Here is a 20,369-nt window from a genome sequence, read left to right as displayed (position 1 = left end):
TGTCGGGTCTCCGGGCCGGGTGACCCGGAGACGCCCGGCCTCAGGCCGACTTCTCGCCGCGCTCGCTGCGCGTGCGCCGCGTCGGCTGCCGGGCGACGATCGTCGGGTTCACGTTCTCCCGGACGGTCTGCTCGGTGATGACGACCTTCGCCACGTCGTCGCGGCTCGGGATGTCGTACATGACCGGCTGCAGCACCTCTTCCATGATGGCGCGCAGCCCGCGGGCACCCGTGCCCCGCAGGACCGCCTGGTCGGCGATGGCCTCGAGCGCGGTCTTGGTGAACTCGAGCTCGACGTTGTCCATCTCGAAGAGCTTCTTGTACTGCTTCACCAGGGCGTTGCGCGGCTGGGTGAGGATGCTGACCAGCGATTCCTTGTCCAGGTGGTTGACCGTCGCCACGACCGGGAGCCGGCCGATGAACTCCGGGATCAGCCCGAACTTGATCAGGTCCTCGGGCATGGTGTCGGAGAAGACGTCGCTCTCCTCGATCTCGGACTTGGTGCGGATCTCCGCACCGAAGCCGAGGCCGCGCTTGCCGACCCGCTCGTTGATGATCTTCTCCAGCCCGGCGAACGCGCCGGCCACGATGAACAGCACGTTCGTCGTGTCGATCTGGATGAACTCCTGGTGCGGGTGCTTGCGGCCGCCCTGCGGCGGGACCGACGCGGTGGTGCCTTCGAGGATCTTCAGCAGCGCCTGCTGGACACCCTCACCGGAGACGTCCCGGGTGATCGAGGGGTTTTCGCTCTTGCGGGCGATCTTGTCGACCTCGTCGATGTAGATGATCCCGGTCTCGGCCCGCTTGACGTCGTAATCCGCCGCCTGGATGAGCTTGAGCAGGATGTTCTCGACGTCTTCGCCGACGTACCCGGCCTCGGTGAGCGCCGTGGCGTCCGCGATGGCGAACGGGACGTTCAGCAGCTTCGCCAGTGTCTGCGCGAGGTAGGTCTTGCCGCACCCGGTGGGGCCGAGCATCAGGATGTTCGACTTGGCGAGCTCGACCGACTCCTCCTTGGAGTCCTTCGGGCCGGCCTTGTCGTCCGCCTGGATCCGCTTGTAGTGGTTGTAGACCGCTACCGCGAGGGTCCGCTTGGCGTCTTCCTGGCCGATGATGTACTGCTCGAGGAACTCGTGGATGTCGGCGGGCTTGGGCAGCTCGTCGAGCTTCACGTCGCCGGCCTCGGCCAGCTCCTCCTCGATGATCTCATTGCAGAGGTCGATGCACTCATCGCAGATGTAGACCCCGGGGCCGGCAATGAGCTTCTTCACCTGCTTTTGGCTCTTCCCGCAGAAAGAACACTTCAGCAGGTCTCCGCCGTCACCGATCCGTGCCATGGCCGTTGACCTCGTCCCCTCCGGCGCGGGTTTCCGCGCCTGACGTGTGTTGCGACGGTGCGACCCGCGGTCAGGGGTGACCGAGCCGAGCCTCACGCATTGCCACTGACGGTACCCGTCCGATGCCGCGAGCGGGAACACCCACGAACTCCGGGAGCACGTCAGAGGACGACCCTAAACCAGGATGCCGGTGTGTGTCGTCTTCTCGACACACACCGGCCTGGCGGAACTACAGAGCCGACGCCTTGCGGTACGGCAGTACCTCGTCGATGATGCCGTACGACTTGGCCTCTTCGGCGGTCAGGATCTTGTCCCGCTCGATGTCCTTGCGGATCTGGTCCGCGTCCTTGCCGGTGTGGTGAGCCAGGATGACCTCCATCTGGCGCCGCACCCGCTGGATCTCGTTCGCCTGGATCTCCAGGTCCGAGACCTGGCCGTAGGTGCCCTCGGTGGCCGGCTGGTGGATCAGCACGCGCGAGTTCGGCAGCGCGTAGCGCTTGCCCGGCGTGCCGGCCGACAGCAGCACCGCGGCGGCCGAGGCGGCCTGGCCGAGGCAGTACGTCTGGATGTCCGGGCGGACGAACTGCATGGTGTCGTAGATCGCCATCAGCGAGGTGAACGACCCACCCGGCGAGTTGATGTAGATCAGGATGTCGCGGTCCGGGTCCTCGTGCTCGAGGTGCAGCAGCTGGGCCATCACGTCGTTGGCCGACGCGTCGTCCACCTGCACGCCGAGGAAGATGACCCGCTCTTCGTACAGCTTGTTGTACGGGTTCGACTCCTTGACGCCGTAGCTGGTGCGCTCGACGTAGGACGGCAGGATGTACCGCGACTGGGGGATGTTCGGGGCCCGGAAGTCGTCACCCGGGAGCCTGAAGTTGCTCATCGAAAGTCTCCTTGGTGCTTCGGGCTCAGCGGGAGCCCGGACGGGCGATGTCGGCGGTGAGGACGTGGTCCACGAACCCGTAGTCCTTCGCCTCCTGCGCGGTGAACCAGCGGTCCCGGTCGCCGTCCGCGATGATCTGCTCGACCGTCTGCCCGGTCTGCTCCGCGGTGATCTGGGCCAGTTCGCGCTTCCACTTGTTGAACAGGTCCGCCTGGATCGCGATGTCCGACGCCGTGCCACCGACACCGGCCGACGGCTGGTGCATCAGGATGCGGGCGTGCGGCAGCGAATAGCGCTTGCCCGGCGTGCCCGAGGAGAGCAGGAACTGCCCCATCGAGGCCGCCATGCCCATCGCGTAGGTCGCGACGTCCGGGCGGATCAGCTGCATGGTGTCGTAGATGGCGAACCCGGCGGTGACCGAGCCGCCCGGCGAGTTGATGTAGAAGCGGATGTCGGATTCGGCGTCGTCGGCGTCGAGCAGCAACAGCTGCGCGGTGATGCGGTTGGCGATCTCGTCGTTGACCTCGGAACCGAGGACGACGATGCGCTCCTGGAGCAATCGCTCGAACACCGAGTCGGTGAGGGTGAGCCCTGCGGTGCCGGTCCGCGCCTCGGGCGTGTGCTGCGTCACGTCTGCCTGCCTTTTCGCCGGCGGCGGCCCGTGCTGACGGCCGCCGCTGTCGTTTCAGATGCTTGAGATCTTGTATCCGACCCTAACGAACTTGGGCGGTGCAGAATGCCTGACACCGCCCAAGTTCGCTCACAGCTTCACTCCGCCGGAGTCTTCGCCGCCTCGTCGGTGACCTGCGTCTCTTCGGTTGCCGCGTCGACGGCCGGCTCGTCGCTGCCGAACAGCTCCGAGAGGTCGACCTCGGCGCCCGAACCGTCGGTCACGGTCGCCTTCCGCACCACGGAGGCGAGGGCCTTGCCGCGCCGCACGTCGGCGTAGATCGCGGTCAGCTGACCCGACTGCTGGGCGCGCTGGACGTACTCGTCCGGGCTGATCCCGAAGCGCTGGGCCTGGTAGATGATCCGCTCGGTGAGCTCGCCGTCGTTGACCGAGACCTCTTCCTTGTCGGCGATGGTGTCCAGCAGCAGCTGCGTGCGGACGGCCTTCTCCGACTCGGTGCGGGTCTCCGCGTCGAACTCCTCGAGCGTGCGGCCCTCGGCCTCGAGGGCCTGCGCGAACTGGGCCTCGTCGTGGTCGAACGGGTGAATCGCGTCGTGCTTGCGGTTCTCGATCTCGGCGTCGAGCACCTTCTCCGGGATCGGCACCTCGGTGCGCTCCAGGAGCTCGTCGAGCACCTTGTCCCGGGCCTGGACGCCCTGCTGCATCTTCTTGACGCGGGCGAGCCGCTCGCGAAGGTCGTTCTTGAGCTCGTCGATGGTGTCGAACTCGCTCGCCATCTGGGCGAACTCGTCGTCGGCCTCGGGCAGCTCGCGGGTCTTGACCGACTGGACGGTCACGGTCACCTCGGCGTCCTTGCCGGCGTGGTCGCCGGCGACGAGCTGGGTGGTGAACGTCTTCGTGTCGCCGGCGGCGGCCCCGACGATCGCCTCGTCGATGCCGTCGACGAGCTGGCCGGAGCCGATCTCGTAGGACAGCCCGGTGGTGCTGGCCTCCTCGACGACCTCGCCGTCGACGGTCGCGGCCAGGTCGATCGAAACGAAGTCGCCGGTCTCGGCCGGGCGCTCGACGCCGGTCAACGTGCCGAAGCGGGCGCGCAGCTCGTCGAGCTGCTCGTCGACCTCCGCGTCGGTCAGCTCGACGTCGTCGACAGTGACGGCGAAGCCGTCCATGTCGGGAAGCTCGATCTCCGGGCGCACGTCCACCTCGGCGGTGAACTCGAGCACGTCGCGGTCCTCGAGCTTGGTCACGTCGAACTCGGGGTTGCCGAGCGTGCGGACCTCGTTGGCGCGGACGGCCTCGATGTACTTGGCCGGGATGGCCTCGTTGACGACCTCGTCGAGCACCGGGCCACGCCCGATCCGGCTTTCCAGGACGCGAGCGGGCGCCTTGCCGGGCCGGAAGCCCGGGATGCGCACCTGCTGGGCGATCTTGCGGTAGGCGCGGTCGAAGTTCGGCTTCAACTCGTCGAACGGCACCTCGACATTGATCTTGACTCGCGTCGGGCTCAGCTGCTCGACGGTGCTCTTCAAGGTCTTCTCCTCGAGCGGTAACGATTGTGGTGGACAATCCTGCGGAAATGGCCCCGCCTCACCTGCAGACCGGGAGGTCCGAGTCTAGGCCAGTGGTCCGCGCGGCCGGGCCGGGGGCCACCTGCGGCGTCACTGCCCGAGCATCCGGCCGATCACCCAGCGCATCTGACCGGTCGCGTGCGCCACCGACCCGCTGGGCTGCACCAGGTGGGAGAGGAGCAGCCGGACGATCGCCTCGACCGCGACCGTCCACTCCGAAAGGGTCAGCCCGGCCTCCGGGTAGCTCCGCGCGAACAAGGCCGCCACTGTGTCGACCGAGCGCTCGAGCACGCCCTCGGGCCGGGTGGTCAGCAGCGGGAGGAAGTCTTCGCTGCCGCCCTTCGGGCACCCGAGCGCGATCAGCAGCAGCGGGTTGACCTTGGCGGCTTCGAGGGTCCGGCGGAACGCGGCGGTGACGCCGTCGACGGGACGGCCCGGGTGGGCGGCGGCGACTTCGCTCACCCGCTCGGCGAACCGCTCGGTTTCGCGCAGCACCAACGCCTCCGCGAGCTCGGCCTTGGAGCCGAGTTCGTTGTAGACGGTCTGCCTGCTGACGCCGACGTGCGCGGCCAGCTTGCCCATCGTCACCGCGGTCCAGCCGTCGCCGGCGATGAGGTCGGCGGCCGCGTCCAGCAGCCTGTCCCGGGTGCGCGGCGGGGCGAGATGGGTGACGGCCTTCACATGCGCAGCTTACCTCCCGCTTGCGTTCCGCTGGACGAGACCTTTTTTCGAAGCGTGTCGCGACGTTTACAAACCCCGGCGGGTTGTCTACGGTGACTCCCGCCTCGCCAGGAGCTTCTCGACCGAGGAGACCGCTCGATGCCCGTCGTCGATACCCCGCCGCGTGGCTCCCGGACGTCCGGAGCGCCCCCGTCGCCCGCGTCCGGCGTACCCGCCCCGCGCTCGGTGCCCTCGCCCCGCATCCCGCTGCCCCGCGTTTCGGTGCCCACGCTGCTGTTGTTCGCCGGTGGCGCCGCGCTGTGGGGCACCGCGACCTGGCTGCTGCTGGCCGGGATCGCGCCACCGGTGTTCACCGTTCCGCTGCACGCGATCGTCACTTTCACGATGTTCACCGTGGTGCACGAATCGGTCCACCACGCCGCAGGAAAGCTGACATGGGTCAACGAGGTGCTCGGCAGGCTGGCGATGCCGTTCGTCGCTGCGTACGCGTCGTTCCCGCTGCTCCGGTTCATCCACAGTGAACACCACCGCAACACGAATGCGGACTCCCACACCGATCCCGATGCGTGGACGTCACAGGGAGCCTGGTGGTCGCTGCCGTTCCGCTGGCTCACCATCGACTTCTGGTACGCGCGGTTCTACACGGACCGCGTCCGGAGCCGCCCGGCACCGGAACGGGCGGAGACGATCGTGGTGCTGTCCCTGGCGTTCGTCGCCGCCGCGACGCTGATCGCCTGCGGCCACGGCCGTGAACTGCTGCTGGGGTACGTGCTGCCGCAGCGGCTCGGGCTCGCCCTGCTGGCGTGGTGGTTCGACTGGCTCCCGCACCACGGGCTGCCCGCCGCGAAGCCGCGCGACAAGTTCGGCACCACGCGGGTGCGGGTGGGGCTGGAGTGGCTGGTGACGCCGATGATGCTGTTCCAGAACTACCACCTCGTGCACCACCTCCACCCCGCCGTGCCGTTCTACCGCTACCTGCGGGCGTGGAAGGACAACCGGGACGCGTACCTGGCCCGCGACGTCCCGATCATCACGGCGTGGGGCCGCGAGCTGACCCCGGCGGAGTACCGCGCGTGGCGGCGGCTGGCCGACGACCTCGGCGAGGAGCCCGGCCCGGAGCCACCGCCGCTCGGGCCGAGCCGGTTCCACCGGCTGCGGGTGCGGGAGGTCCGGCCGCTGACCGCGGACGCCGTCGCGATCACCTTCGACGTCCCGCCGCACCTGGCGGCGGACTTCCGGTTCACCCCCGGCCAGCACGTGGCGGTCCGCACGCTGGTCGACGGCCGTCCCGTGCGGCGGACGTACTCGATCTGCGCGCCGGCGGGCTCCGGCGAGCTGCGGATCGCGGTGAAGCGGCGGCCCGGTGGCGCGTTCTCCGGTTTCGCGACCACCACGCTGGCCGCGGGCGACTTCCTCGACGTGCTGCCGCCGTCGGGCGCGTTCACGCTCGTCCCGGACCCGGCGCGGACCGCGCACTACGTGGCGCTGGCCGCGGGCAGCGGCATCACGCCGGTGCTGTCCATCCTGGTCAGCACGCTCACCGCGGAGCCGCACAGCCGGGCGACGCTGCTGTACGTCAACACTTCGGGCGCGACGACGTTGTTCGCGGCCGAGCTGAGCGCGCTCGCCGAGGGGTTCGGCGGGCGGCTGCACGTCGTCCACTACCGCACCGACGAGCGCGACCCGGACCTGCACGCGCACCGGCCCCGGCACTTCGACACCGTCGGCGAGGCGCTCGCCATCTCGCACGAGCGGTACCAGCGCGGGCGGCTCGACGGGACGCGGCTGCGCGCGCTGCTGCAGAACCGGCTGCACCCGGCGAAGGTCGACGAGTGGTTCCTGTGCGGGCCGCGCGGCCTGACGGAGCTGGCCCGCCGCACCCTCGCCGAGGCCGACGTCCCGGAGGAGAACGTCCACTTCGAACTGTTCCGCGGCGCGGCGCCCCTGCGCGACCCGGCGGGCACGGCGGCGAAGGTCGCGGTGACGCTGGGCGGCACGACGACGTGCGTCGCCGCCCAAGCCGGGGAGACGGTCCTGGACGCGGCTTTGCGGGCCGGGTTCGAGGTGCCGTACTCGTGCACGGGCGGCGCGTGCGGCACGTGCCGGGCGACGCTGCGGCACGGCCAGGTCGACATGGACGTCCGCTACGCGCTGACGGAGGACGACGTCGCGGCGGGCCGGATCCTGACGTGCCGCAGCCGGGCGACGACCCCGGAGGTCGCGGTCGACTACGACCACCGCTGACCACCCGCTGTCCGCTCCGCCCGTGCCGCGAACGGCTCATCCGGGACGGGGGAGGTCTCGAATGCGCCATTCGCGGCGTTCGCCGATGAGCGCGGTCAGCCGGTTCCGGCCGGCGCGCCCGAGGGCGGCGTTCCCTGGCCGCCGCCCGGTGCCCGGCCCTGGGCGCCGGCCGACTCGCCGTCCGTCACCGATGTCGCCGTTGCCGTGCTGCCGGACTCCGTGGCCACCACCGTGACCGTGTCGCCCGTCGCCAGGCCGGTCGCCTGGGCCGACGTGATCGTGTAGGTCTTCGAGAAGCCGTCGTCGCTCTTCGCGGTCAGCGACGTCGCGCTCAGCTCCGTCACCTCACCCGTCTGCATGATCTTCGTGACGTAGCCGCCGTTGCCGTCGGAGGACACGTACTCCCCGTGCAGCGCCGCGCCCAGGCCGCCGGCCCGCATGCCGCCGGGGCCACCCGTCAGGCCGCCCGGGCCGCTCTGGGCATCGGTGGCCGCCGACGACGACGAGGCAGCCCAGATCGCCGCGCCCCCGCCGGCCACGATCACCGCCGCGACGACGCCCGCCGCGATCTTCTTGCCCGGCGACCGGGCCGGCCGCGGGTCCGGGCCCGGTGCGGGCGCCGCGCCCCAAGTCTGGTCCGGAGTGGACGGTGCCGGTGGTGTGGTCATGGTTGCTCCTTCACGAGATCCTTCGGTGCGACCAACGGTGACGGCGCTCGCTGTGCGCGGACTGTGCCTGTCGTCAGCCATTCCTGTGACCGGAGGAACGGCGGCCCCGCGACGGGCCGGTCACCGCACAGCCGCCTCACAGGCAGCACACAACCCGCACACACGGCGCCGACGGACGCTGGCTCCATGGCCGCGCGAACCATCCCGCACCGCCCCCGCCGGGGGCAGCTTTCGCTGCGCGCGAAACTGACCGGCTCGATGGTCGTGCTGCTCACCGTGGTGTGCCTGATCGTCGGGGTCGTCAGCGAGTTCGCGCTCGACATGTTCCTCACCCGCCAGGTCGACCAGCAGCTCTCGGCCGCGGCGAACCGCTCACTGGTGTTCGCGAGCAACGCCCGGCCGCCGGACGGCGGTCCGCCGCCGCAGAACCAGGGCCAGCACCCGCTCGGGCAGAACGTCGGCACGGTGAGCGCCACCTTCTCGGGTCAGGGGCTCGTCCGCGACGACAGCATCTCCGAGCACGGCGGCCGGCTTCAGCTGACCGCCGAGCAGCAGTCGGTCATGCTGTCGGTGCCCACCGACGGCAAGCCGCACACCGTCTCCTTCGACGACCTCGGCGAGTACCGCCTGCTGGCGCTGCCGGTCGCCGGGACGTCCGACGTCGTGGTCACCGGCCTGCCGATGAAGCCGGTCAACGACACGCTGCTCACCGTCGGGCTGATCCTGTTCGGCGTGGCCGCCGCGGGTGTGCTCGGCGCAGCCTTCCTGGGCGCGTTCGCGGTCCGCCGCACGCTGCGCCCGCTCGAGCGCGTCGCAGCCACCGCCGGACGCGTCACCGAACTGCCACTCGACCGCGGCCAGGTGGCGTTGTCCATCCGGGTTCCCGAGGGTGACACCGATCCGCGCACCGAGGTCGGTCAGGTCGGCTCGGCGCTGAACCTGATGCTCGGCCACGTCGCCCAGGCGCTGGAAGCACGGCAGGAAAGCGAAATCCGGGTCCGGCAGTTCGTCGCCGACGCCAGCCACGAGCTCCGCACGCCACTGGCCGCGATCCGCGGGTACGCCGAGCTGGCCGCCCGCGGCAGCGCGCTGGTGCCGCCGGACGTCGCACATTCGATGGGCCGCATCCAGTCCGAGGCCGTCCGGATGACGGCGCTGGTCGAGGACCTGCTGCTGCTCGCCCGGCTCGACGCGGGCCGCCCCCTGGACTTGCGCGACATCGACCTCACCCGGCTCGTCGCCGACGCCGTCGGCGACGCCCAGGTCGCCGGACGCGGGCACCGCTGGCTCCTGGAGCTGCCGCCGGAGCCGGTGCTCGTGTTCGGCGACGTCCAGCGCCTGCACCAGGTGCTGGCGAACCTGCTGGCGAACGCCCGCACGCACACCCCGCCGGGCACCACGGTGGTGACGGCGCTGACCCGCTCGGCAGACGGCAGCGCTGTGCTCACGGTGACCGACGACGGTCCGGGCATCGCGCCGGACCTGCTGCCGGACGTCTTCGAGCGGTTCGCCCGCGGCGACTCGTCACGCTCCCGCAACGCCGGCAGCACCGGGCTCGGGATGGCGATCGCGTCCGCCGTCGTCGTCGCCCACCACGGCACGATCGAGGCGCACAGCCGTCCCGGCCGCACGGAGTTCGCGGTGCGCCTCCCCGTGGCCGTGCCCGCACAGCGAGTGCACAGCATCGGCACAACCCGGCCCCAGCTCGGCACCGGACGCTGAGCTCATGACCGCTTTGACATCCGGGGCTTCGCCAGGGGCCGGGGGCTCCGCCACCCCGAGCCCCCGGGAAGAAGGCGCCATCGCCTCCCGCGAAACCGAAACCACCATGCCGCATCCAGCACCGGCTCGCCGCACCTGGCACCGGCCCGCGTTGGCCGCCCTCCTGCTCGGCACGGCCGTCCTCTACCTGTGGGGCCTCGGCGCGTCCGGCTGGGCGAACGCCTTCTACTCCGCGGCCGCGCAGGCGGGCTCGCAGAGCTGGAAGGCGCTGTTCTTCGGTTCCAGCGACGCGGCCAACGCGATCACCGTCGACAAGACCCCGGCCGCGCTGTGGGTGATGGGCTTGTCGGCGCGGCTGTTCGGCGTCACCGCGTGGAGCGTCTTGGTGCCGCAGGCGCTGATGGGCGTGGGCTCGGTCTGGCTGCTGCACGCGACCGTCCGCCGGTCCGCCGGTCCCGCGGCCGGGCTGGTCGCGGGCCTGGTGCTGGCCCTGACGCCGGTCGCGGCGCTGATGTTCCGGTTCAACAACCCCGACGCCCTCCTCGTGCTGCTGCTGGTGGCCGGCGCGTACTGCGTGGTGCGGGCGTGCGAAAAGGCGAGCCCGCGCTGGCTGGCGCTGGCCGGCGTCGCGGTCGGCTTCGGTTTCCTCGCGAAGATGCTGCAAGCGTTCCTCGTGCTCCCCGCGTTCGCGGTGGCGTACCTGGTGGCCGCACCGGTCCCGCTCGGCAAGCGGCTGCTGCACCTGCTCGGCGCGTTGGCGGCGACGGTGGCCGCGGCGGGCTGGTACCTGCTGGTCGTCGCCCTCTGGCCGGTGGCGGACCGGCCGTACATCGGTGGCTCGCAGACGAACTCGCTGTGGGAGCTGGTGTTCGGCTACAACGGCTTCGGCCGCATCACCGGCGACGAGGTCGGCAGCGTCGGCGGCGGCGCCGGCCGCGGCTGGGGTTCGACGGGCCTGACCCGCCTGTTCGGCAGCGAGATGGCGGGCGGAATCGCCTGGCTGCTGCCGGCGGCCGTGCTGGCGCTGGGCGCGGGCCTGTGGTTCACGCGCCGGGCCCCCCGCACGGACGCTTCCCGCGCGGCCCTGCTGCTGTGGGGCGGCTGGCTGCTGGTGACGGCGCTGGTGTTCAGCTACATGGGCGGGATCATCCACCCGTACTACACGGTGGCACTGGCCCCGGCGGTGGCGGCACTGGTGGGAACCGGGGCCGTCCAGCTGTGGCGCCTGCGCGCGCACCCGGCGGCATCCGGCCTGCTCAGCGGCGGCGTGGCACTGACGGCGCTGACGGCGTACCTGGTGCTGTCGGGATCATCGTGGCAGCCGTGGCTCGCCCCGGCGATCCTGGTCGGCGGCCTGCTGGCGGCGGTGGCGATGTTCTTCGCGGCCCACTTGACGCGCTGGGCGGCTTCGTCCGTCGCGGCGTTCGCCCTGGTGGTGTTGTTGTCCGGAACGGGCGCATACACGCTGGCCACGGCGGCCACGACGCACAGCGGAGCGATCCCGTCGGCGGGTCCGTCCTCGGGCTTCGGCGGCCGCGGTCCCGGCGGTTTCGGCGGCCCGGGCGGCTTCGGCGGCGGTCGCGGCGGCGGCCCGGGGTCGCTGCTGAGCACGACACTGCCCGGTGCTGCGCTCACGGCGTTGCTCCGGCAGGACGCGTCTCACTACACCTGGACAGCGGCCACGGTCCTGTCGAACACGGCGGCGGGGTACCAGCTGGCGAGCGGCGCCCCGGTGCTGGCGGTGGGCGGCTTCAACGGGACGGACCCGTACCCGACGCTGGAGCAGTTCCAGCAGTACGCGGCGAGCGGGCGGATCCACTACTTCCTGGGCGAAGGCATGACGATGCAGGGCACCAGCGGCTCGGACGCGGCCCAGCAGATCGCCGAGTGGGTCGCTGCGCACTTTGCGGCGTCCACTGTGGACGGCGTGACCGTCTACGACCTCACCGCCACCGCCTGAGACCCGACCAAAGCAGGGTGTGACGCCGGTCCGGACCCGGGCAACCTGGTCAAGGACCGGCTCACTCCGGCACACTGGTGGTGCCCAGGCGAACAGGAGTTCCTGCTGATGACCGAGCCATCCGTGCGGCCGGCCGCCTCCGCAGACCTGGAATCGTTCGCCTCGGCCCTCGGTGACCGCGGGTTCTTCGTCGATCGCTTCGAACGACAGCAGAAAGGTTTCGGCGAGCTGTTCCTGGCCTGGCTGGGCACCGCGCCGGCGGGCGCCGTCTACCTGTGGCTCGAGAAAGCCGAGGAGGAGCTCATCCACGAGCACCTGCCCGGCGTCCCGCTGATCACGCACCTGGAGGTCCACCCGGACCTCCGGCGGCTCGGCGTCGGCACGGCGCTGGTCGGCACGGTCGAGCGCCACCTCGTCGAGCAGGGCAAGGACCGGGTCGCGCTCGCCGTGCGGACGGACAACCACGACGCCGACCGCCTGTACAAGAAGCTCCTCTACCGCGACTGGGGTTTCGGCGAGGTGATCTGCTACGCGCGGACGACCCTGCCGGACGGCACGGTCCTGATCGAGCCGGAACAGTGTTTCGTGCGGGTCAAGGACCTGCTGCCGGTCACACCCGCGCCGCGGACGGAAGCGTGGCCGATCGCCGCTTCGCACCCGTGCTGAGCGGGACGTCGAAAGCGGCCGTCGCCAGCAACGGGATGCCCAGCGCTTCGACGGCGTGCCCGACACCCGAACCGCCGTGGTGGTCGCGCCGCAGGCCGGTGATCCGCTGCCGCCAGCGCACGCAGTCCTCCTGCCAGGCGCGGAGGTACTGCACGCACAGCTCGGGCTTGATCAGTTCGCTGCGGCCGATCGCCGCCCGGAGGGAGTCGGCCATCCGCACCTGCTGACCCGCGTCGATCGGCGACGCCTGCACCAGCTTGATCGTGTCCCGGATGATCCGGCGGCGGTCGGCGAGGAAGTCCCCCCAGTACGCCGCGTCGGCCTGGGCCAGGCCGAGGTGGCTGTCGAACAGCCCGAAGACGCCTTCGGCCAGGGTGTCGCCCAATTCCTCACCGCGGGCGCGACGGACATCGCGGTAAGGGTCGTAGTCCTTCTGGACCGCCGTTCCGGTGGTCGCCGACGGACGCAGTTTCATGCCGTCCAGCAGGAAGAACCAGTCTTCGTTGTAGATGTTCGGGAAGAACGAGCTGAACGCGGCTTCGCCGACCGCCAGCGCGCCGCCGCCGATGAAGGTGTCCTGCTTCTTCCCGGCGTCCCGGATCGCGTGGCACACGACGGAGTTGTCCGGCATGCCGGCGTTGGCCAGGCCGACCACCGCGTACTCGTCGAGCAGCCCGGCCGCGACGCCGAGGTCCGCGGGGTGGGGCAGCGCGATGTCGTCGTCCAGGAAGAGGATCCGCTTCCAGCCGGCGAGCACCGCGATGAGCAGCGCCAGGTTCCGCTTGAAGCTCGTGTCGGTCGGCCGCCGGAACCGGGTCAACCGCACGACCTGGTCGGTGGCGAAGTCCGGCACGAGCGCCGGGTCCAGCAGATCGGTGTCGATGGCGAGCGCGCGGACTCCGGCGTTCTTCGCCTCCAGGACCGCGCCGGAGATGGTCGACCGCTTGCTGCACAGGAAGAGCAGGAGGACACCGCGATCCCGGGCCACGGCGATGGCCTGCCGCAGGTAGGGGGCGGGGCGCGCGGTGGGCACGATGATCGCGTCCATCGCCGCACCGGAGACGTCCTCCGCGTCGAAGTGCGCCAGGAGGTCCTGGTGCGACTCGTGCTGCCGCGGGCTCACCCGGCAGCCTCGGGCCACTCGTGCAACCGGTTCTCCTCGAGGGTCCAGTCGGGGGTCATGCCCTGTCCACCGACGACAGGAACCCGGCTGATGATGCTGAAGGATTCCACGCCTTCGAATCGCCCACGCACGTAGTCCGCGTTCCGGTCGCGGAAGCGCGCGTCCGTCAGCGCGCGAACCGCTCCGAGGGTGCCGCGACCGTACATACCATTGCACACGGTTACGGTGCGCTTTTGGTTGAACGGACTTTTCCCGCGGTAGAAGTGGGCGACGTCTTCCAGCAGATGCTCTCGGCTGTCGAGCCGCGGCTCGAACATCTTCGACCGGCCGTCCTGCGGGACGCGGAACCCGCCGTGCTCGGCGTCGTCCTCCCGGCCGACCTGCTCCACGGGGACGTCCAGCCGCTGGATCACGTCCCGGGTCACCGAGTTCCAGTCGACCCCGCCGAGCAGGACGAGGTGGCTCGTGTAGTCGTCCGCCGCCAGTTCCTCGCTGGTGCAGAACTTGACGTTGCTGTCGGGGTTGCGCGAGCGGATGTGCCCGAACAGTTCGATCAGCGCGTCCGGGTCGGCGTAGGTGTACAGCGAGACGAAGTCGGCGCTCTCCGGGTCCGCATAGGACAGGTGCCGCCGGTACCTCTCCGGCAGCGGCGCGCAGACGATCGTGATGTTCTGGTTCTGCTCGAAGGTCCAGATGTCGGCCCCCGGGCCCGTCGGCGCGACGAAATCCTTGCCTTCCCGAAGCCACAGCAGCTCTTCCAAGAGCTCCTTGCGCCGGGCCCGCTCGTCGTCCGTCAGTTTGTCGACAGGGAGAAGACGCAGGGTGCCGCCGTCAAGGGACCGCCGGGTCGCGAAGAGCGTGGCGTAGGCCTCGAGCCGCCTGTTCGGCGGCGCGACCGGCTTGTCCGTGTTCTCCCAAGACGAGATCAGCGAAATGCTGAGCGGCTTGCTCCCGCCGAGTGCCTGGGCGAGCTGGGATTGGGTGAGCCCGGCCTCGGGCCACTGCGTCTCGCGCAGCGCACGCAGGCGGTGGGCCAGCGCCGACCGCGGCGACTGGGCTGGGGACACGACTCGGGCCACCCTTCAGGAAATTTCAGTACTCCCGATGAGGGCCCCGATACTACTCCCCGTCACTAGTGCGCCTGTCGGCACCCTGCCGAAGCTGGGACTGAAACGTTACGCCAGGCAGAACAGCCGCGCACCGAACAGATAACACCGATTCATCTCAGTTGATCCGGGGTACTTCACGCCTTACAGTCTCCTTGACTGAACTTCAGTTCAACCTGAAGGCAGGAGCGGGCCATGAGTACTCCAGCACGGGACCTCCCCCACCACAGAGCCATCGTGGCGGTCGACGTCGAAGGCTCGACGAGGCGGACGAACCCGGCCAAGGCTCACCTCCGCACTGTCCTCTTCGAGCTGCTGGACCAAGCCTTCCTGGCCGGCGGGATCACCAAGAAGTACCGCGACGGGTTCGTCGACCGCGGCGACGGCGCGCTGTGCCTGATCCGGCCCGTCGACCAGGCACCGAAGCCGGTGCTGCTCGCGACCGTCGTCCCCGCACTGGCCGAACTGCTCACCCGGCACGCCGAAAGCCACCCCGACCTGGCCTTCCGGCTCCGGGTCGCCGTGCACGCCGGCGAAGTGCACTACGACAGCCGTGGCCCGTACGGCGAAGACGTCGACATCGCCTGCCGCTTCGTCGACGCGCGGGAACTCCGGCGGCAGCTGAGTATCACCGCCGCTCCCCTCGTGCTCGTCATTTCACCGGAGATGCACCGTTCGGTCGTCCGGCACGGCTACCCGGGGATCGATCACGACACGTACTTCCAGACGGTGCCCATCAGAGTCGGCACTCAGCGGCTGCGCGGGTGGGTGCACACCCCCGAAGCCGCCCGGCGCCAGGAGGACATGACCGCGTAGCACCGGAATGAGGTGGGGACAGTGGAACCGACGGGATTCTGGGCCGATCTGGCCCCGGCCGATCACCGGGAGCTGACGGCTTCCGCCACGCGGCGCTCCTACCGGCGCGGCGAAACCGTGTGCCGGGAAGGCGACCCCTCCAGTGTCGTGCTGGTGCTGCTGTCCGGGCACGTGCGGATCGTCCACGGCACGCCGGACGGGCGCGAGGTCGTCGTCGGGGTGCGGGGTGCGGGTGACGTCATCGGCGAGCTGGCCGCGATCGACGAGCTGCCGCGCTCGGCGACCGTCGAGGCGCTGGACGACCTCGACGTGCTCGAAATCCCCGGTGACCGGTTCGCCTCGCTGTGCCGGACGCGGTCGCGCATCTCCTGGGCGCTGCTGCTCGTGCTCTCGACCCGCCTGCGGTCCGTCGGCAGGCAGTGGCTGGACCTCGGCGGCGGGGCCGCGGCGCGGCGGGTGGCGGCGCAGCTCATGCAACTGGCCGTCCAGCACGGCGTGCGGCTCGGGGACGACATCCGGATCACGGTCCCGGCCACGCAGGCCGAGCTGGCGATGACGGCGGCGATCTCCCGCGAGTCGTGGGCGCGCGCGACCCGCGACCTGCGGCGGCGAGGGGTGATCAGCACCGGCAGAAGACAGGTGACGATCCACCGCCTGGCTGAACTTCGCCGACTGGCGAGCTGAATCCCGCGCTGTGTGTCAGCTGACACACAGGACACGGCGGGCCGGAGGTTTCCTGGATCCACGGCAGAGGAGGGCTTTCATGGACCCGTACACCACCGCGCCGCACCGGAGCCGCTGGCGCCGTGGCGTCTACGCGGCCGGACTCGTCATCCCCTTCACCGCTTCCCAGCTGTGGGCGCTGCTCGTCCTGCTGCGGCTCGCCCCGCTGGACGGGCTGGTGGGGCAGGCCTTCGTCCTCGTCCTGCTCGGGTCCGCCGCCGCGATCTGGGCCGGCTGGCGCTGGACCTGGCGGCTCGGCCGCGACCGCGACGTCAAACCCGAGCCCGCCCCCAAGACCCGGATCCCGACATGACGTCCGGGCCGGTGATCGTCGCCGCCCTCGTGCTGGCCGCCGGCACCGGACGTCTCCTGCGCCACCTCGGCAGCGCCCTGCGCCGCCGTCCGACCGGAAGGACCACGGAAATGACCAGCACGCAACCGACGTTCCCGCTGCGGATCTACCACTGGCGGTGGGAAATCCTGGCCGTGACGCTGCTCCCCTACGGCGTGGTGGTGTTCGCGCTGTGGGCCGGTCCGCTGTGGGCGTCGGCGGTCTTCGCCGCCGCGCTCGGCTTGGCGGTGCTGCGCCGCCGCCAGGTGCAGGCCCGGATCCACGCGATCCGGCTGCAGCACCGGCTGCGGGCGGTGTTCCCGCAGCTGCGCCTGCCCGGCGGTCGTCTCCCGGCGATCCTGTGGAGCCGTCCCCGCGGCGGCGACATCGTGGTGTCGCTGTACGGCCGCGAGGCCTTCGAGCACCTGCACCGCCGCCGCACGGTCCTGGCCGCCGCCTGCTCGGTGCCGGAGGTGTACGTGGACCGCCACCCGAGGTACCCGAGCCTGGTGACGCTGACGATCAGCCCGACCGCCCCGAAGCGCGAACCGGGTCGTGCGTCCCTGCCGAGCAACGTGGTCCCGCTGCGCGCCCACAGCTGAGTCCGCCGGTGCCCGGCCCGAGCGCCGGGCACCACACAGCAACCGCACAGACAGAACACACGATCACCAAAGCGGCGGCCGCGACCGTAGGGGCATGACAGCCACCGCCTCCGCATCGCGGCCCGGGACCCTCCCGGTCGACCTGGCCGGCCCGCAGCCCGTCCTCGACGTCGTCATCCCGGTCTACAACGAAGAGGCCGACCTCGAACCGTGCATCCGCCGGCTGCACGCCCACCTGGCCGCGCACGTCTCCTACCCCTACCGGATCACCGTCGCCGACAACGCCAGCACCGATGCGACGCTGCAGGTGGCCGAGAGACTCGCCCGGGAATTCCCGGAGGTGGCCGTCCACCACCTCGACGAGAAGGGCCGCGGCCGCGCGCTCAACGCCGTGTGGCAGGCCTCCGACGCCGCCGTGCTCGCCTACATGGACGTCGATCTCTCCACGGATCTCGCCGCGCTCGGACCGCTCGTCGCGCCGTTGCTGTCCGGGCACTCCGACCTCGCCATCGGCAGCAGGCTCGCCCGGGGCGCGCGGGTGGTGCGGGGTCCGAAGCGGGAGTTCATTTCCCGGTGCTACAACCTGATCCTCCGCTCGACGCTCGCCGCGAAGTTCAGTGACGCGCAGTGCGGCTTCAAGGCCATCCGCGCCGACGTCGCCCGCGAACTGCTGCCGCACGTCGAGGACACCGGCTGGTTCTTCGACACCGAACTGCTCGTCCTGGCCCAGCGGGCCGGGCTGCGGATCCACGAGGTGCCGGTCGACTGGGTCGACGACCCGGACTCGTCGGTCAACATCGTCAAGACCGCCACCGCGGACCTCAAGGGCATCGCCCGCGTCACCAGAGCCACGTTCACCGGGGAGATCCCGATCAGCAGGCTGCGCGAGCAACTCGGCAGGCAGCCGATCGGCGTCGACGCGCCAGGTGTCCCGCCGCGGCTGGTGACGCAGCTGGTGCGGTTCGCCGCGATCGGCGTCAGCAGCACCCTCGCCTACTTGGTGCTGTTCCTGGTGCTGCGCACGGTCGTCGGCGCGCAGCCGGCGAACTTCGCCGCGCTGCTCGTGACGGCGATCGGCAACACCGCGCTGAACCGGCGGCTGACGTTCGGCATCCGTGGCCGCGCCGGCGCCGGGCGGCACCAGTTCGAAGGGCTGATCGTGTTCGGCCTCGGGCTCGCCCTCACGAGCGGATCGCTGGCCCTGCTCAACGGATCCACCACCCCCGGCCTGGTCCTGGAGCTCTCCGTGCTGGTGCTGGCGAACCTCGCCGCCACGGTGCTCCGGTTCCTGCTCCTGCGCGGCTGGGTGTTCAACCCGCGCCGCCAGGCCACGCTGAAGAAGGAGTACTGATGACCGCCGTCCTGTCCACTCCGGTCACGGAGACGTCGAAGCACCGCAAGGAGCCCGGTGCGCACGCGCCGCCACGCTGGGTCCGCCCGGCGGTGTTCGGGCTGCTCGCCGCGACCGCCGTGCTGTACTTCTGGAACCTCACCGCGTCCGGCTACGGCAACTCCTTCTACGCCGCCGCCGTCCAGTCCGGGACGCAGAGCTGGAAGGCGTGGCTGTTCGGGTCGCTGGACTCGGGGAACGTGCTGACCGTCGACAAGCCGCCCGCCGCACTGTGGGCCGGCACGGCGTTCGCCCGGATCTTCGGGTTCTCCAGCTTCACCGTGCTGGCCCCGCAGGCGCTCATGGGCGTCGCGTCCGTCGGGATCCTGTACCTGACCGTGAAGCGGACTTCCGGCCCGGTCACCGGGCTGCTGGCCGGGGCGATGCTGGCCGTGACACCGGTCGCGGCGCTGATGTTCCGGTTCAACAACCCGGACGCGCTGCTGGTTCTGCTCATGGTCGCCGGTGCCTACTTCGTCGTTCGCGCCACGGAAAAGGCCGGCCCGGGGTGGCTGGCGCTGGCCGGCGTCGCGATCGGGTTCGCCTTCCTGACGAAGATGATGCAGGCGTTCCTGGTGCTGCCGGCGTTCGGCCTGGCGTACCTGCTCGCGGCGCCGACGTCGCTGGGCAAGCGGCTGCTGCACCTCGGCGGCGCGGTCGTGGCGCTGGTCGTCTCCGCGGGCTGGTTCATCGCGCTGGTGGGCCTGTGGCCGGCGTCGTCGCGGCCCTACATCGGCGGGTCCGAAGGGGACAGCCTGCTCGAACTGGCGTTGGGCTACAACGGCTTGGGCCGCATCTTCGGCGGCGAGGGCAACGGCGGCGGCATGGGTGGCAGCGGCATGGGCGGCAACACCGGGTTCGGCGGGTCCACGGGCCTGTTCCGGATGTTCGGCGCCAGCTTCGGCACGGAGATTTCCTGGCTGCTGCCCGCCGCGCTGATCGGCCTGGTCGCCGGGCTGTGGTTCACGCGCCGGGCGCCGCGCACCGACCGGACGCGGCTCGCGCTGGTGCTGTGGGGTGGCTGGCTGGTCGTGACGGCGCTGGTGTTCAGCTTCATGAGCGGGACCGTGCACCCGTACTACTCGGTCGCGCTCGCCCCGGCGATCGCCGCGCTGGTCGCGATTTCGGGCCGCGCGCTGTGGCAGGGCCGGGCCCACCCGGCGCCGCGGGCGGTGCTGGCCGGGATGGTCGTGGCGACGGCGGTGTGGTCGTTCATCCTGCTGGACCGGACGCCGGAGTGGTTCCCGGCGTTGCGCTGGATCGTCGCGGTGCTCGGCGTGCTGGTCGGCACGGTGCTGGTGATGGGCGTCCCCCGTGTCCGCCGGGCGGCCGCGGTGATCGCGGCGGCGCTGGTGCTGACGATCGGCGTGTCGACGGCGGCGTACGGCGTCGAGACGGCGTCGGTGGCGCACAGCGGGTCGATCCCGACGTCCGGCCCGACGTCGAGCGCGATGGGCGGCGGCTTCGGCGGCGGCGGCGATTCGGCGTCCGGCGCGATCGGCGCCCTGCTGGCGAAGACGACGACGAAGTGGGCCGCGGCGACGACGGGTTCGCAGAGCGCGGCTTCGCTGGAGCTGGCGAGCGGCAAGGCGGTGATCGGCATCGGCGGCTGGAGCGGCTCCGACCCGGCACCGACGCTCGCGGAGTTCAAGGCGTACGTCGCCGCGGGCGAGGTCGAGTACTACGTCGAGGGCGGCCGCGGCGGCGGCCCGGGCGGCGGATCGTCGGAGATCACGGACTGGGTCACGGCGAACTTCACCGCCACCACGGTCGACGGCCAGACGGTGTACGACCTGCAGAGCTGAAAGATCGCGCACCCCGGGCATGCCCACGAGCACCACGAAGCCGCGTCCGCGGGCAAGACCGTGGGGGACTTGATGACCAGTCCCGTCACCGCGATGAGCACCGGAACCGAC

The 20,369-nt window shown here is 70.9% G+C and carries 18 protein-coding genes; 10 read left to right on the top strand and 8 right to left on the bottom strand.

The window, feature by feature from the left end; all coding sequences use genetic code 11:
• Nucleotides 1–40 precede the first annotated feature (40 nt).
• The 5 genes from clpX to AB0F15_RS27385 form a co-directional block, all read right to left on the bottom strand.
• Nucleotides 41–1,336 carry an ATP-dependent Clp protease ATP-binding subunit ClpX gene (gene clpX, locus AB0F15_RS27405; RefSeq protein ID WP_360276013.1) on the bottom strand — a complete coding sequence of 432 codons (1,296 nt, stop codon included), beginning with the start codon at nucleotides 1,334–1,336 and terminating at the stop codon, nucleotides 41–43.
• A 229-nt stretch (nucleotides 1,337–1,565) separates the two neighbouring features.
• Nucleotides 1,566–2,222, bottom strand: coding sequence for an ATP-dependent Clp protease proteolytic subunit (locus AB0F15_RS27400; RefSeq protein WP_285985189.1), 657 nt, complete (start codon nucleotides 2,220–2,222; stop codon nucleotides 1,566–1,568).
• 25 nt (nucleotides 2,223–2,247) lie between these two features.
• Entirely contained in the window at nucleotides 2,248–2,853 is a 606-nt protein-coding gene (locus AB0F15_RS27395) for an ATP-dependent Clp protease proteolytic subunit (protein WP_285985190.1), read from the bottom strand.
• Between the two features lie 137 nt (nucleotides 2,854–2,990).
• Complete coding sequence (gene tig, locus AB0F15_RS27390) at nucleotides 2,991–4,382, bottom strand: trigger factor (RefSeq protein ID WP_360276008.1); 1,392 nt, start codon at nucleotides 4,380–4,382, stop codon at nucleotides 2,991–2,993.
• A gap of 129 nt (nucleotides 4,383–4,511) precedes the next feature.
• Complete coding sequence (locus AB0F15_RS27385) at nucleotides 4,512–5,102, bottom strand: TetR family transcriptional regulator (protein ID WP_360276006.1); 591 nt, start codon at nucleotides 5,100–5,102, stop codon at nucleotides 4,512–4,514.
• A gap of 138 nt (nucleotides 5,103–5,240) precedes the next feature.
• Between AB0F15_RS27385 and AB0F15_RS27380 the strand changes: the two genes are divergently transcribed.
• Nucleotides 5,241–7,346, top strand: coding sequence for a fatty acid desaturase (locus AB0F15_RS27380; RefSeq protein ID WP_360276003.1), 2,106 nt, complete (start codon nucleotides 5,241–5,243; stop codon nucleotides 7,344–7,346).
• A gap of 95 nt (nucleotides 7,347–7,441) precedes the next feature.
• Here AB0F15_RS27380 and AB0F15_RS27375 read toward each other — a convergent pair whose 3' ends face one another.
• Entirely contained in the window at nucleotides 7,442–8,014 is a 573-nt protein-coding gene (locus AB0F15_RS27375; RefSeq protein ID WP_360276000.1) for a hypothetical protein, read from the bottom strand.
• Between the two features lie 186 nt (nucleotides 8,015–8,200).
• Between AB0F15_RS27375 and AB0F15_RS27370 the strand changes: the two genes are divergently transcribed.
• The 3 genes from AB0F15_RS27370 (at nucleotide 8,201) to AB0F15_RS27360 (ending at nucleotide 12,362) form a co-directional block, all read left to right on the top strand.
• Entirely contained in the window at nucleotides 8,201–9,736 is a 1,536-nt protein-coding gene (locus AB0F15_RS27370; RefSeq protein ID WP_360275997.1) for a HAMP domain-containing sensor histidine kinase, read from the top strand.
• 106 nt (nucleotides 9,737–9,842) lie between these two features.
• The gene (locus AB0F15_RS27365) at nucleotides 9,843–11,696 is read left to right on the top strand and encodes a glycosyltransferase family 39 protein (protein ID WP_360276160.1); all 1,854 of its coding nucleotides are present in this window, start codon (nucleotides 9,843–9,845) and stop codon (nucleotides 11,694–11,696) included.
• Nucleotides 11,697–11,804: 108 nt separating this feature from the next.
• Entirely contained in the window at nucleotides 11,805–12,362 is a 558-nt protein-coding gene (locus AB0F15_RS27360) for a GNAT family N-acetyltransferase (RefSeq protein ID WP_360275994.1), read from the top strand.
• Here AB0F15_RS27360 and AB0F15_RS27355 read toward each other — a convergent pair.
• Together AB0F15_RS27355 and AB0F15_RS27350 are read right to left on the bottom strand one after the other, a co-directional pair.
• A complete protein-coding gene (locus AB0F15_RS27355) occupies nucleotides 12,307–13,485 on the bottom strand; it encodes a hypothetical protein (protein ID WP_360275991.1) in 1,179 nt (392 codons plus the stop codon). The genes AB0F15_RS27360 and AB0F15_RS27355 overlap by 56 nt on opposite strands.
• Nucleotides 13,482–14,552, bottom strand: a complete 1,071-nt coding sequence (locus tag AB0F15_RS27350; RefSeq protein ID WP_360275988.1) for a helix-turn-helix transcriptional regulator — start codon at nucleotides 14,550–14,552, stop codon at nucleotides 13,482–13,484. The genes AB0F15_RS27355 and AB0F15_RS27350 overlap by 4 nt, the downstream gene beginning before the upstream one ends.
• Nucleotides 14,553–14,786: 234 nt before the next feature.
• Between AB0F15_RS27350 and AB0F15_RS27345 the strand changes: the two genes are divergently transcribed.
• The 6 genes from AB0F15_RS27345 to AB0F15_RS27320 all read left to right on the top strand — a co-directional run bounded on the left by AB0F15_RS27345 (nucleotide 14,787) and on the right by AB0F15_RS27320 (nucleotide 20,258).
• On the top strand, nucleotides 14,787–15,407 hold the full coding sequence (locus tag AB0F15_RS27345; RefSeq protein WP_360275985.1) for a hypothetical protein: 621 nt from the start codon (nucleotides 14,787–14,789) through the stop codon (nucleotides 15,405–15,407).
• A gap of 21 nt (nucleotides 15,408–15,428) precedes the next feature.
• Entirely contained in the window at nucleotides 15,429–16,091 is a 663-nt protein-coding gene (locus AB0F15_RS27340) for a Crp/Fnr family transcriptional regulator (protein WP_360275982.1), read from the top strand.
• Nucleotides 16,092–16,170: 79 nt separating this feature from the next.
• Complete coding sequence (locus AB0F15_RS27335; RefSeq protein WP_360275980.1) at nucleotides 16,171–16,443, top strand: hypothetical protein; 273 nt, start codon at nucleotides 16,171–16,173, stop codon at nucleotides 16,441–16,443.
• The gene (locus AB0F15_RS27330; RefSeq protein ID WP_360275977.1) at nucleotides 16,440–17,063 is read left to right on the top strand and encodes a hypothetical protein; all 624 of its coding nucleotides are present in this window, start codon (nucleotides 16,440–16,442) and stop codon (nucleotides 17,061–17,063) included. The genes AB0F15_RS27335 and AB0F15_RS27330 overlap by 4 nt, the downstream gene beginning before the upstream one ends.
• Before the next feature lie 94 nt (nucleotides 17,064–17,157).
• A complete protein-coding gene (locus AB0F15_RS27325) occupies nucleotides 17,158–18,414 on the top strand; it encodes a bifunctional glycosyltransferase family 2/GtrA family protein (protein ID WP_360275975.1) in 1,257 nt (418 codons plus the stop codon).
• A complete protein-coding gene (locus AB0F15_RS27320) occupies nucleotides 18,414–20,258 on the top strand; it encodes a glycosyltransferase family 39 protein (protein ID WP_360275972.1) in 1,845 nt (614 codons plus the stop codon). Before AB0F15_RS27325 ends, AB0F15_RS27320 begins: the two co-directional genes overlap by 1 nt.
• Nucleotides 20,259–20,369 lie beyond the last annotated feature (111 nt).

It is taken from the genome of Amycolatopsis sp. NPDC026612, assembly GCF_040638285.1.
GTDB lineage: Bacteria > Actinomycetota > Actinomycetes > Mycobacteriales > Pseudonocardiaceae > Amycolatopsis.
This window is presented reverse-complemented; position numbering and strand designations above follow the sequence as displayed.

Coding starts and splice junctions, on each gene's coding strand:
- clpX (WP_360276013.1), bottom strand. CDS start 1,336: ATGGCACGGATCGGTGACGGCGGAGACCTGCTGAAGTGTTCTTTCTGC.
- AB0F15_RS27400 (WP_285985189.1), bottom strand. CDS start 2,222: ATGAGCAACTTCAGGCTCCCGGGTGACGACTTCCGGGCCCCGAACATC.
- AB0F15_RS27380 (WP_360276003.1), top strand. CDS start 5,241: ATGCCCGTCGTCGATACCCCGCCGCGTGGCTCCCGGACGTCCGGAGCG.
- AB0F15_RS27375 (WP_360276000.1), bottom strand. CDS start 8,014: ATGACCACACCACCGGCACCGTCCACTCCGGACCAGACTTGGGGCGCG.
- AB0F15_RS27370 (WP_360275997.1), top strand. CDS start 8,201: ATGGCCGCGCGAACCATCCCGCACCGCCCCCGCCGGGGGCAGCTTTCG.
- AB0F15_RS27365 (WP_360276160.1), top strand. CDS start 9,843: ATGCCGCATCCAGCACCGGCTCGCCGCACCTGGCACCGGCCCGCGTTG.
- AB0F15_RS27360 (WP_360275994.1), top strand. CDS start 11,805: ATGACCGAGCCATCCGTGCGGCCGGCCGCCTCCGCAGACCTGGAATCG.
- AB0F15_RS27345 (WP_360275985.1), top strand. CDS start 14,787: ATGAGTACTCCAGCACGGGACCTCCCCCACCACAGAGCCATCGTGGCG.
- AB0F15_RS27335 (WP_360275980.1), top strand. CDS start 16,171: ATGGACCCGTACACCACCGCGCCGCACCGGAGCCGCTGGCGCCGTGGC.
- AB0F15_RS27330 (WP_360275977.1), top strand. CDS start 16,440: ATGACGTCCGGGCCGGTGATCGTCGCCGCCCTCGTGCTGGCCGCCGGC.
- AB0F15_RS27325 (WP_360275975.1), top strand. CDS start 17,158: ATGACAGCCACCGCCTCCGCATCGCGGCCCGGGACCCTCCCGGTCGAC.
- AB0F15_RS27320 (WP_360275972.1), top strand. CDS start 18,414: ATGACCGCCGTCCTGTCCACTCCGGTCACGGAGACGTCGAAGCACCGC.